We start from the raw sequence: 12646 nt of genomic DNA, 5'->3' as shown, positions 1-12646 counted from the left end.
CGCCGCCCGCCCTCGTCCTGGCCGGCCGCCCACGCAGAACAACGAGATTTTCGTCGCCGCCCGGCCCACCCGCGCCGCGACACGCTATGCACCACCACTGAACACGTTATGTCTTCCCGCCACCCTGGTTCGCCCGGCCCTGCCGCGGCGGTGATCGCCCGTGCCCGGGCGCTGATCCGCAACGAGCGCGTGCTGTCGCCGCTGCTCGCGCTCGGTATCGGCCTGCTGCTGATCGTGGTTTTCCAGCACCTGTCGGAATCCGTCGACTACCGGTCGGTGATGCGCCAGTTGCGTCACATGTCCGTCGGCGAGTGGAGCGCGTCGCTCGCCGCGACGGCGCTCAGCTATCTCGCGCTCGTCGCCCGCGATGCGGTCGGCCTGCGCTACGTCGCGGCCAGGGTGCCGCGCGTCGCGCTATGGATCGGCGCGATCGCCGGCTCCGCGCTCGGCAACGCGACCGGCTTCGGCGCGCTGACGGGCGGCGCGGTGCGCGCCCGCGTGTACGGCGTGTCGGGCGTCACGCCTGCCCAGATCGGCCGGATGACGGTGTTCACGAGCGGCACGCTGGCGCTCGCGATGGTGCTGATGACGGCGGTCGGCATGGTCTGCGTGCCGGAGGCGCTCGCCGCGATGCTGCACGTCGCGCCCGGCGTGCTCACGTGGACGGGGGCCGCGTTGCTCGTCGTGCTCGCCGCGCTGGTCGTGCTGTGCGGCAACGCCGCGCGCCCGGTCGTCACGCGCTTCAAATGGTTGTCGTTCGACGTGCCGGCGCGGCGCGATCTCGTCGCGCAAGTCGTCTACGCGGTGCTCGACGTCGTCGCCGCGGGCCTGACGCTGTGGGTGTTGCTGCCGGCGGCGCCCGTCGGCTTCCCGACCTTCATTACCGTCTATGCCGCCGCGTTGCTGCTCGGGATGATCGGCCATACGCCGGGCGGGATCGGCGTGTTCGAAGCGGCGATGGTCTTCACGCTCGGCCGCGAAGTGCCCGCGCACGAAATGGTTGCCGCGCTGATCGCGTATCGCGCGATCTATTTCGGCGTGCCGCTCGTGCTGTCGGCCGGCCTGCTGGCCGGCTTCGAAGGCCGTGCGCTGCGACGCCGGCTCGTCACGCGGCAGGCCGCGCGCGTGTCGCAGCTCGCGCCGGTGTTCCTGAGCCTCGTGACGTTCGCGGTCGGCGGGATGCTGGTGATCTCGAGCGCGACGCCCGCGTTCTGGCACCGGATCGCGATCCTGCGCCACATCGTGCCGCTGTGGGTGCTCGAAGGCTCGCAGGTGATCTGCAGCGTGCTCGGCGTCGCGCTGCTGTTCGTCGCGCGCGGGCTGCTGCGCCGGCTCGACGGCGCGTGGTGGATGACCTTCGCATTGACGCTCGCGAGCCTCGCGCTGTCGCTGGCCAAGGGCCTCGCGTTCGTCGAGGCCGGCGTGCTCGGGACGCTGCTCGTGCTGCTGCTCGTCAGCCGCCGCCGGTTCAACCGTCATTCGTCGTTGCTCGCCGAGCGCTTCACCGTGAGCTGGTTCGTGTCGGTGGCGCTGGTGCTGATGCTGGCCGTGTGGGTGCTGTTCTTCGCGTTCCGCGACGTGCCGTACACGCGCGAGCTGTGGTCACATTTCTCGTTCGATGCGCGCGCGCCGCGGGCGCTGCGCGCGACGCTCGCCGCCGGCGTGTTCGTTGCCTTGTTCGCGCTGTGGCAACTGCTGCGCCCGGCGCCCGGGCGTTTCGTGAAGCCCGCGGCGCAGGACCTGGTCGACGCGGAGCAGATCATCCGCGCGCAGGAATGCAGCGACGCGGGCCTCGCGCTGATGGGCGACAAGTCGTTCCTGTTCTCGGAGTCGCGGCGCGCGTTCCTGATGTACGCGAAGAACGGCCGCACGTGGGCCGCGCTCCACGACCCGGTCGGGCCGCGCGAAGAGTGGCCGGCGCTGATCAGCAAGTTCATCGCGCTCGCGCATGCGCACAGCGGTCGCGCGGCGTTCTACCAGGTGCGCGCGAACGCGCTGCCGCTGTATCTCGACGCGGGGCTCACGCTGATGAAGCTGGGCGAGGAAGCGCATATCGCGCTCGACCGGTTCGACCTGAAGGGATCGAACCGCTCGCACCTGCGCTACGCGCTGCGCCGCGGCGACAAGGATGCGCTGACGGTCGAGGTGATCGCGCCGGACGACGTGCCGGCCGCGCTGCCCGCGCTGCGCGACATCTCCGACGGCTGGCTCGACAGCCGCGATGCGCGCGAGAAGAGCTTCTCGGTGGCCGCGTTCCACGACGGCTATCTCGCGACGCAATCGGTGATGCTGGTGCGGCAGGCCGACAAGCCGATCGCGTTCGTCACGTTCATGACGACCGACCTCAACACCGAGGCGACGGTCGGCGTGATGCGCCATCTGCCGGACGCTTCGCCGTACGCGATGGAGTATCTGTTTACGCAGCTCGCGCTGCATCTGAAGGAAGCGGGGTTCCGCAAGCTGAGCCTGGGTATCGCGCCGTTCTCGGGGATGGGCGCGGCGAAGATGCCGTCGCCGTTCCACCGGCTCGGCCTGATGGTCTGGCGCTTCGGCGGCCGCTTCTACAACTTCCGCGGCTTGCGCGCTTTCAAGAGCAAGTTCGAACCGCACTGGGAGCCGCGTTATCTCGCGGCCTCGGGCTCGGTCGGCGTGTTCGTCACGCTCGCGGATCTCTCATTGCTGGCTGGAGGTCGGCGTTCATGATGTTGACGAAGGGAATCGCGCGGGCGGCAGCCGCCTGCGCGGGAATGATGCTGGCCGGCGCCGCGTGCGCGGCGCAGCCGGCCGCAGTGAAAGCCGAAACCGTGTCCGGCGGCCGCTATGGGCCCGTGACCGTGACGAAGCCAAGCGGGCCGCTGCGTGGTTTCGTCGTACTGTTCTCGCGTGAGGCCGGCTGGCATGCCGCCGATCAGCAGGCGGCCGACGCGCTCGCGAAAGCCGGTGCGATGACGGTCGGCGTCGATTCCGCGCGTTACGCGGCGAATCTCGCCGCGAAGCAGGAGGCCTGCCACCACCTCGACGGCGACGCCGAGGCGGTCAGCCATCAGCTCGAACGTCTCGCGCAGTCGTCGCGCTATTTCACGCCGATCGTCGCGGGCGTGGGCCAGGGCGGCGCGATCGCGAAGCAGATCCTGTCGATGGCGCCGGAGAACACGATCGCCGGTGTCGTCGCGGTCGGTCCGGCCGCGAAGCTCGATCCGCGCTTCAAGCCGTGTCCGCCCGATCCGACGATCGTGCGCCGCGCGATGCCGGGCTTCGTCGAAACGGCGGCGGCGGGCGACACTGGGAAGCTCGTGTCGCTCGTCACGTCGCACCTGCACGACACCACCAGCAGCGACGAGCTCGACGTATCGGACCTGCCGCTCGTCGAGCTGCCGGCCAAGGGCGGCAGCGACCGGCTCGCGATCGTGATCTCGGGCGACGGCGGCTGGCGCGATCTCGACAAGACGATCGCCGAGGCGTTGCGGCGCGACGGCGTGTCGGTGGTCGGCATCGACAGCCTGCGCTATTTCTGGAGCGAGAAGCCGCCCGCGCAGGTGAGCCGCGATCTGGCCCGCGTGATGCGCACCTACATGGCGCGCTGGCATGCGAGCCGCGTGGCGCTGGTCGGCTACTCGTTCGGCGCCGACGTGATGCCGTTCGCGTACAACCGGCTGCCGGCCGACCTGCGCGACAAGGTCGTGGTGATGTCGCTGCTCGGCTTCGCGCCGTCCGCCGATTTCCAGATCCGCGTGACGGGCTGGCTCGGCATGCCCGCCAGCGACAACGCGCTGAAGGTCGCGCCGGAGATCGCGAAGGTGCCGCCGGCGCTCGTGCAGTGCTTCTATGGCGCGGAAGAGACGGACACGATGTGCCCGGCGCTCGCGAACACGGGCGCCGACGTGATCAAGACGCAGGGCGATCACCACTTCGGCCGCGATTACATCGCGCTCGAAAAGAAGATCCTCGGCGGGTTCGGCAAGGCGACGGCGGCGCGCTGAACGCCGGCGGGCGCCCGCGTGACGTCGGGTGCCCGCCGGTTTGCTTGCGGTTCATCGCGTTCCGAGGTCAAGCGTCGACGACGAGCGCCGGATCGAGTGCGCGGATGCGCTGGTCGATGAAGTAGCCGCCGCCTTCCTGGTAGCGCAGGAACAGGCGGCCGCACGTGCGGCAGCGGCTGACGGTGCAGCGGTTGTACGGGAAATGGCGCGGCGCGATCGGTGCGTCGTCCGATGCGTAGCGCGTGCCGGCCGGATGATATTCCGCATAGGTCGGCTCGGCTTCGCCCGGCGCGACGAGCGTGGCCACTTCGGTCAGTTGCGTGTCCGGCAGCGACAGCGGCAGGGTCGTCCAGCCGGCGAGCGAGGTCCTCGTGCATGCGCACGGCTGCGTGACATGCGCGGCTTCGGCCGTCAGTTTCAGCAGCGCGTCGTGATCGACGTAAGGCAGTGGGCTCATGGGCAATCGGGAAAGGGCGGCAGGACCTGCAATGTAACCCGCGTGCGGCCTGGCTGCATGGCCGTGACGCGCCCCGCGCCGCGCGCATCGTGTGCGATCAGCCTGCCTTGCGGACGGGCGGCTGCGCGACCAGTTCGCCGAGCACGCGGATCGCGCGTTCGATGTCGCGGCTCCACGGGTGGCCGAAGTTCACGCGCACGCAGCGCTCGAAGCCGTGCGCGGCCGAAAAGAGCGGCCCCGGCGCGAAGCTGATGCCGCGGGCGATCGCCTGGCGATGCAGTTCCATCGCGTCGATCGCGTCGGGAAACGCGAGCCACAGAAAATACCCGCCGTCGGGCCGTACCCATTCGACGCCGGCCGGCAGCCAGCGCCGCAGCGCGTCGTCCATCCGGTCGAGCTGCGCGTGCAGCGCGCCGCGCAGCTTGCGCAGGTGCCGGTCGTAGCCGCCGTGCTCGAGATAGTTCGCGATGCCGGCCTGCGCCGGAATGCTGGCCGACAGCGTCGTCATCAGCTTGAGCCGCTGCACCTTCTCCGCGAACCGGCCGGCGGCGGCCCAGCCGATCCGGTAGCCGGGCGCGAGCGTCTTCGAGAACGAACTGCAGTGCATCACGAGGCCATGACGGTCGAACGCGCGCGCGGGCAGCGGGTAGTCCGGGCCGAAATGCAGCTCGCCGTACACGTCGTCCTCGATCAGCGGCACCTCGCGCGCCGCGAGCAGGTCGACGAGCGCGCGCTTTTTTTCGGCGGACAGCGTGACGCCGGTCGGATTCTGGAAATTGGTCATGAACCAGCACGCGCGGATGTCGTGCCGGTCGAGCGCGTTCGCGAGCGCATCGAGATCGAGGCCCGTGCGCGGATCGACGGGAATCTCGACCGCGCGCAGGTCGAGCCGCTCGATCGCCTGCAGCGCCGCATAGAAGCCGGGCGCTTCGACGGCGACGACGTCGCCGGGCCGCGTGACGGCCATCAGGCACAGGTTCAGTGCTTCGAGTGCACCGTTCGTGACGACGATTTCGTCGATCGGCTGCGAGATGCCGGTGGCGAGATAGCGCCGCGCGATCTGCTGGCGCAGCGCTTCGCTGCCGGGCGGCAGGTCGACGACGGTGCTCCACGGGCTCACGAGCCGCGCGGCTTGCGCGAGCGACTTCGCCAGACGCGGCAGCGGAAACAGTTGCGGCGCCGGGAACGCGGACCCGAGCGGCACGATGCCCGGCTGCGTGGCCGCATCGAGCACGGAGAACACGAGGTTGCTGATGTCGACCTTGCGCGTGGCGCCGACGCGGCGCGTACGGTGCTTCGCCGCCGGGCTCGCGGCCGGTTGCGCGCCCGGCGCGACGTAGTAGCCGGAGCGTTCGCGCGCGCGGATCAACCCCCACTGTTCGAGCAGGTAATACGCGCGAAACACCGTCGACTGGCTCACGCCATGCTGCGCGATGATCTGCCGCAGCGACGGCAGGCGCGTGCCGACGGCAAGGTTGCCGTTGCGGATGTCGTCGGCGATCGTATGGGCGAGGGTTTCGTAGCGTTTCATCGGCGTGGGCGGAGTGCGTCGCCGCCGCACGCGGGCCGCAGCGGCGCCGCGCCGGCGGGCGCGGCCCATTGTCCGATGCGCGGCCCGAAAAGGAAAGCGCGGCTGTTCCGGCCGCGCCGTCCCGCGGCGTCAGGCCGCGTTCGGCTCGGCGTTGCGCCCGCTGCCGCCGCGCCGCAGCGGCGGCAACGGCTCGACCTTGCCGACCACGAACAGGTACGACAGTGCACCGACCACGCACAGCGCGCCGGCCACCGCGAGCGGCACCACGAACGAGCCTTTCGTGATCGACAGCATCACGCCGGTGAAGGTCGTGATGAAGATGCCCGCGAGATTGCCCGCGAAGTTCTGGATGCCGCCGAGCGAGGCGACGTGCGCGGGCGTCGGCGCGACTTCGCCGACGAGCGTCCACACGTTGGCGCCGGCGAACGACAGGCTGGCATACGCGAGTGCGAACAGGCCGAGGCAGGCCCAGTCGTTTTCGACGAACGCGGACAGCGCGATCGACGACGACAGCAGCATGCCGAACACGAGGCAGGTCTTGCGCGCGGCGGTGGCGCTCCAGCCGCGGCGGAACAGGCTGTCCGACACGTAGCCGCCGAGCCAGCCGCCGGGAATCGCGAGCAGCGCGGGCAGCATGCCCCACGTGCCGAGCGACGCGAGCGAGAAGCCGCGCGACTGCAGCAGGTAGCTCGGGAACCACGTGATGAAGAAGTAGATCGCGAAGTTCAGGCAGAACAGGCCGATCATCATTCCCCACACGGTGCGGTAGCGGAACAGGTCGAGCCACGACACCTTCGGGCCGTCGGTTGCGGCCGCAACCGTCGGCGCGCCGCGTTGCGCGAGCAGCGCGTCGACGGCGTCCGGCGCGATCGCGCGATAGCGTTCCGGATCGCGATAGACGAACCACCACGCCAGCGCCCATACGATGCCGATGCCGCCCGTGATCACGAACGACCCGCGCCAGCCGACCAGCGAGATCAGCCACGCGACGAGCGGCAGCGACAACGCCGAGCCGACGCGCGAGCCGCTGTCGAAGATGCTGCTGGCCAGCCCGCGCTCGCTGCGCGGGAACCAGTTGAACGCGACCTTCGCGAACGAAGGGATCGCGGCCGCTTCGCCGACGCCGAGCATCAGCCGTACGCCGACCAGTTGCGCGAGGCCGCGCGCGGCGCCCGTCGCGACGGTGAACACCGACCACCAGCCGACGGCCAGCGCGAGGCTAACGCGCACGCCGACCTTGTCGATGAACCAGCCGGCCGGCAATTGCAGGAACGCATAGGTCCAGAAGAACGCGCTCAGCACGAGCCCCATGCCGACCGCGTCGAGGCCGAGATCGGCACGGATGCTGGGTGCGGCGATCGCGAGGTTCGCGCGATCGATGAAGTTGATGACGTTGGCCAGGAAGCACATCAGGATCATGGCCCATCGGATGCGTGGCATGCAGGTGTCTCCGTGCGGAATGTCGTGGCGGGCGACCGGCGATCCGCTGCGCCGGCCGCCTCGAAAGGCGGATTACCGCGACGCTTGCGGTGCGCGGTCGAACTTCGTCAGCGCTTCCCACAGGCCGTTCAGGTAGACCGCGCCGAGCGCTCGGTCGTAGAGGCCGTAGCCGGGCTTGCCCGTTTCGCCCCAGATCATGCGGCCATGGTCGGGGCGCACGTAGCCGGTGAAGCCGGTGTCGTGGTACGCCTTCACGATCGCGGCGATGTCGAGCGAGCCGCAGCTCGACAGATGCGCGGTTTCCTCGAAATCGCCGTTCGCATCGACCTTCACGTTGCGGATGTGCGCGAAATGGATGCGGCCCATCGCGCCGAACTCGCGCACGAGCGCTTCGACGTCGTTCTCGGGGCCCGCGCCGAGCGAGCCCGAGCACAGCGTCAAGCCGTTCGCGGGGGAATCGACGAGGCGCACGATCCGCGCGAGATCGTCGCGGTTCTTCACGATGCGCGGTAGCCCGAAGATCGGTCGCGGCGGATCGTCGGGGTGGATCGCCATCTTCACGCCGGCTTCCTCGGCGACCGGAATGATCGCCTTCAGGAAGTATTCAAGGTTGGCCCACAGCGCGTGCTCGTCGACGTCGCGGTAGTCGGCGAGCAGCGCCTGCAACTGTTCGGGCCGGTAGCTCGAATCCCAGCCGGGCAGCGCGATGCCGTCGTTCGGATCGATCCGGTCGACCGCGTCGGTGCTGAATGCGAGGCAGGTCGAACCGTCGTCGAGCGTCTTCGACAGCTCGGTGCGCGTCCAGTCGAACACGGGCATGAAGTTGTAGCAGACGACGCGGATGCCGGCCGCGCCGAGATGGCGGATCGTCTGCCGGTAGTGGTCGATCAGGCGGTCGCGGCCCGGCTTGCCGAGCTTGATGTCCTCGTGCACGGGCACCGACTCGACGACGTCGAACTGCAGGCCGGCGCGTTCGATCGTCGCCTTCAGCGCTTCGATCTTGTGCGCGGGCCAGACCTCGCCCACCGGTTCGTCGTAGATCGCGGACACGATATGCGTGACGCCGGGGATCTGGCGGATGTATTGCAGCGAGACCGGATCGGACTCGCCGTACCAACGGAAAGACATCTTCACTGGAGCGGCTCCTGGCTGGCGGTTCATGCGTCGGACGGCCGGGGCGGCAGCGTGCCGGCCCGTCGTCGGTATGCGGATTATGATTGGTATGCCAATTGTGCGGGATAGTGGTTTACCAGTTGTTCGGGCGAACGCTGGTCCGTGTGACGTTTCCGGAAGCGCCAGACAAGGCCGGCCAACGGTCGAACCGGGGGTGTCGTACAAATTGGTGTACCATTTTGACGATCCGGCGCCGCAGCGGCGCCGGCCAGCCTGTTGCGAGCCTTCCGATGACCGATCTTTCCAGCCTGCCCGCCAGCCGCGACACCGATGCCGCGGACCGCTCCTATATCGGCCTCGCGCGACAGATTCACGCGATGGTGGCCGCCGGCGCGTTCGAAGCCGGCGCGCGGCTGCCGTCGGAGCGCAGCCTGGCCGACCAGTTCGGCGTGAGCCGCACGCAGGTGCGCGAGGCGATCATCGCGCTCGAGGTGCAGGGAATCGTCGAGGTGCGGATCGGCTCGGGCATCTATGTGTCGGCGGCCGATGCCGCGCGGCCTGTGACGTTCGAAGTACCGCGCGGCCCGGGGCCGATCGAGACGCTGCGCGCGCGCGGGCTGATCGAGGCGGAAGTCGCGGCGCTCGCGGCGACCGAACGCAAGGATGCCGATCTCGACCGCCTGTTTTTCTCGCTGACGACGATGCGCGAGCAGATGAACGACAAGGCCGCCTATGACGCGGCCGATCGTCAGTTCCATCTGCGAATCGCGGAATCGACCGGCAACACGGTGCTGCTGCACATGGTCACGGCGATGTGGGATTGTGCGCGCAGCGATCCGCTGTGGGACAAGATCGAGGAGCACTTTCACTCGACCGCGCTGCGCGAGGCGTCGCAGGACGATCACCAGCGCATCTTCGCGACGATCATGGCGCGCGACGCGGACGGTGCGCGCGACGCGATGCGCGCGCACCTGTCGCGCGTGATCGCGGAATTCACGCAGGCCTGGCGCTGACGTTCGTCTTCGCGACCCGACACGGGCCTGAGTTATCGCGTCGCATTTGCCGTCCGCGGCCCGCGAACGCGCGCCGTGTGCGGCTTGTTCCAATTGCGCGACCGTGCGTTTTATGGTCTCGTTGCGGGATATCGCATCGACTCGAAAAAGGACAGTCGAATGCAGCCGGGCGATTCACACGGGGTCCCATTGATCAGCGGAATTGGCGCACCCAGGCGCGCACGCGGCGCCGTGCGCGCGCTGCTCGTCATATTGACGCTGGGCTTGCTGGCGCCCGTGCCGCCCACCTTCGCCGCCTCTCCCGAAACCGCCAACGACAACGTGCTGCGCGTGCTGGCGTGGCCCGGTTATGCCGACAGCGATATCGTCAGCGCATTCGAGGCGCAGTTTCATGTGCGCGTCGAGGTGACGCTGGTCGATTCCGACGAAGCGCTGTGGGCGCGCATGCACAGCGCATCGCCGCCCCCGTACGACGTGCTGGCCGCGAATACGGCCGAGATCCAGCGCTATGCGCACGAACACCTGCTCGCACCGATCGACCTGCCGCGCGTCCCGAACCGGCGGCGGCAGTTGCCGAATTTCCAGCAGCTCGCGACGATCGGCGGCCTCGTGCAGGACGGCGCGTCCTACGCGATTCCGTTCACGTATTCGTCGATGGGGCTGATCTACGACCGCAAGCAGGTGCCGGCCGCGCCGCGCTCGATGCGCGAGTTGTGGAATCCGCGTTACCGCGGCAAGGTGCTCGACTTCAACAGCGCGCAGCACAATTTCTCGTTTACGGCGCTGGCGCTCGGCTATCCCGACCCGTTCCGCCTGTCGCCTGCGCAGACGCTTGCCGTCGCCCGCAAGCTGATCGACCTGCGCCGCAACCTGCTGACGTACTACACGCTGCCCGAGGAGGCGACCGCGCTCTTTGTCCAGCATCGCGCAGCGCTGATGTTCGGCAACTACGGCACGCAGCAGGTCGAGCAGTTGCGTCGCGCCGGCGCGGACGTCGGCTACGTGATCCCGGACGAAGGCGCGCTGGCATGGCTCGACTGCTGGGCCGTCACGCGCGGCGCGCAACGTCCCCAGCTCGCGTTCGCGTGGATCAACTACATGCTCGAACCGGCGATCGGCACGCTGCTCACCGAGCGCCAGGGTCTCGCGAACACGCTCGAGCCGCCTCGCGGCGTGGAGACCGGGCGCCAGCATCTCGTCTGGATTCAGCCCGTGGAGGACATCGCGCGCCGCGAATCGCTGTGGAGCCGCATCGTGTCGGGCGACCGGCCGGAGCAGTTCGGAAAATGATCCGGCTCGGGCTCACGTCGAAGCTGTCGGTGCTGTTCGCATGCATCGGCGTGATCGCGTCCGGCACGACCGGCTACTACGCGTATCGCGCCAACCGCGCGATGCTCGTGCAGGAAGCGCAGCACAGCCTGCTGATGTCGACGCAATTGCTCGGCCAGCGCTTCACGACCGCGCTCGCCGACGTGGCCGACGATGCGCTCGTGCTCGCGCAGTTGCCGTCGTCCGCGTTCGTCGCGGGCACCGACCACCCGGACAACGCGAGCCGCATGCGGCTCGAGCAGGTGTATTACAGCTTCATGAGGAATCATCCGGAATACCTGCAGATCCGCCTGATCGCGAGCGGGCATTTCGGGATCGAACGCATTCGCCTCGATCGTGATGCGCGCGGCATCGTCGTGCTGCCCGAAAGCGTATTCCAGGAGAAAGGACAGTTTTCCTACGTATTCGATACGCTCGCGATGGCGCCCGGTCATATCTACCTGTCGCCGATCGCGATCAATCACGAGACGGGCGCGCATGCGGCGCAAGGGCTGCCGATCCTGCGCGTGGGGACGCCGGTGGTCGACGCGTCGGGCCAGACGGTCGGCGCGCTCGTCGTCGACGTCGAGCTGTCGCGCGTGTTCGACCGGCTCGAACGCGACTTGCCGCGAGACTACGGGGTCTATCTCGCGAACGAGTGGGGCGACTTTCTCGTGCATCCCGATTCGTCACAGACGTTCGGCTTCGATCGCGGCCGGCGCGTGCTGATGCAGGATCGCTTCGCGGCCACGCGCGCGCTGTTCGACAGTGCGCGCACGAACGTGACGCTCAACGGCCTCGCGCAGCCCGACGAGGCGCCGGGCCAGATGTTCGCGTTCGTGCGTACGCCGTTCGGGCACGACGACGGCAACCGCTTCGTCGTGCTCGGGATGGCCCGCCCGCTGGGCGACGTGCTCGCGCCGGCCGGCATGCTGGGCGAACGGATCGTCAGGATGGTGCTCGTATCGAGCATGCTCGCGGTGATCCTTGCGATCCTGTTCGCGCGTGCGATCACGCGGCCGTTGCAGACGCTTGCGCGCGCGGCGACGCATGTGTTCGACGATCCGGCCGCCGAGCGGCTGCCGGTCGAGCGTGCCGACGAGATCGGCGTGCTCGCGCGCTGTTTCGAAAGCATGCGCGTCGAGATCCGCACGCAGGTCGCGATGCTGCGCGCGAAGCAGCAGGAGCTCACGCATCTCGCCGGCCACGATCCGCTGACCGCGCTGCCGAACCGTATGCTGTTCATGGAGCATCTGGACGCCGCGATCCGGCACGCGGCCGCGGTACGCGAAGGGCTGGCCGTCATGTTCGTCGACCTGGACGGGTTCAAGCAGATCAACGACCAGCTCGGACACTCGGCCGGCGATCGCACGCTGGTCACCGTTGCGAAGCGGTTGACCCACGTGCTGCGCAGCGGCGACATGGTGGCCCGGCTGGGCGGCGACGAATTCATCGTGCTGCTCTCGGACGTGCATTCGCCGGCGGTGATCGGCGATGTCGCGACGCGCATCCAGATCGTGATGGCCGAGGAACTGGAGTTCGACGAACGGCGCGTGGCCGTCGGGGCGAGCATCGGTGTCAGCGAGTTCCCCGCGGACGGCGCGTCGGCCGAGGAACTGCTCGTCAAGGCCGACGCGGCGATGTACGCGGCCAAGGCGTCCGCGCAGCGCGCATGCGTGCGCTACCAGGATCTGATTCGGGGCAGCGCGCCGGACGAGACCGGCCGCGTCGCGTCGGGCGGCCGCTGACGGCGGGCCGAAACGCGAAGAGCCCGTCGCGGGACGGGCTCCTCGCCGTGCGGGCT

The 12646-nt window shown here is 69.0% G+C and carries 9 protein-coding genes; 5 read left to right on the top strand and 4 right to left on the bottom strand.

Annotated features, from left to right (window positions below):
- The first annotated feature begins 108 nt into the window (after positions 1-108).
- Positions 109-2703, top strand: coding sequence for a bifunctional lysylphosphatidylglycerol flippase/synthetase MprF (mprF, locus tag KPB06_RS28895; protein ID WP_059585054.1), 2595 nt, complete (start codon positions 109-111; stop codon positions 2701-2703).
- Complete coding sequence (locus KPB06_RS28890; protein ID WP_059585055.1) at positions 2700-3980, top strand: virulence factor family protein; 1281 nt, start codon at positions 2700-2702, stop codon at positions 3978-3980. The genes mprF and KPB06_RS28890 overlap by 4 nt, the downstream gene beginning before the upstream one ends.
- Positions 3981-4047: 67 nt before the next feature.
- On the opposite strand, the gene KPB06_RS28885 is transcribed toward KPB06_RS28890, so the two are convergent.
- From KPB06_RS28885 to uxuA, 4 genes are all read right to left on the bottom strand, one after another.
- Positions 4048-4437: a hypothetical protein gene (locus tag KPB06_RS28885; RefSeq protein WP_059585056.1), complete on the bottom strand. Its 390-nt coding sequence runs from the start codon at positions 4435-4437 to the stop codon at positions 4048-4050.
- Positions 4438-4534: 97 nt separating this feature from the next.
- A complete protein-coding gene (locus KPB06_RS28880; RefSeq protein WP_059585137.1) occupies positions 4535-5968 on the bottom strand; it encodes an aminotransferase-like domain-containing protein in 1434 nt (477 codons plus the stop codon).
- Between the two features lie 129 nt (positions 5969-6097).
- On the bottom strand, positions 6098-7408 hold the full coding sequence (locus KPB06_RS28875; RefSeq protein WP_060009368.1) for an MFS transporter: 1311 nt from the start codon (positions 7406-7408) through the stop codon (positions 6098-6100).
- A gap of 72 nt (positions 7409-7480) precedes the next feature.
- Positions 7481-8542: a mannonate dehydratase gene (gene uxuA / locus KPB06_RS28870; protein ID WP_179231779.1), complete on the bottom strand. Its 1062-nt coding sequence runs from the start codon at positions 8540-8542 to the stop codon at positions 7481-7483.
- Positions 8543-8811: 269 nt separating this feature from the next.
- Between uxuA and KPB06_RS28865 the strand changes: the two genes are divergently transcribed.
- From KPB06_RS28865 to KPB06_RS28855, 3 genes are all read left to right on the top strand, one after another.
- Positions 8812-9534 carry a FadR/GntR family transcriptional regulator gene (locus KPB06_RS28865; protein ID WP_059585058.1) on the top strand — a complete coding sequence of 241 codons (723 nt, stop codon included), beginning with the start codon at positions 8812-8814 and terminating at the stop codon, positions 9532-9534.
- A gap of 159 nt (positions 9535-9693) precedes the next feature.
- Positions 9694-10824: an ABC transporter substrate-binding protein gene (locus tag KPB06_RS28860; protein ID WP_059585059.1), complete on the top strand. Its 1131-nt coding sequence runs from the start codon at positions 9694-9696 to the stop codon at positions 10822-10824.
- Entirely contained in the window at positions 10821-12590 is a 1770-nt protein-coding gene (locus tag KPB06_RS28855; protein ID WP_059585060.1) for a GGDEF domain-containing protein, read from the top strand. The genes KPB06_RS28860 and KPB06_RS28855 overlap by 4 nt, the downstream gene beginning before the upstream one ends.
- Positions 12591-12646 lie beyond the last annotated feature (56 nt).

This window comes from Burkholderia semiarida (assembly GCF_029268935.1).
Classification (GTDB): Bacteria; Pseudomonadota; Gammaproteobacteria; order Burkholderiales; family Burkholderiaceae; genus Burkholderia; species Burkholderia semiarida.
The sequence above is the reverse complement of the archived record's forward strand: the minus strand, read 5'-3'. Positions and strand labels throughout refer to the sequence as shown.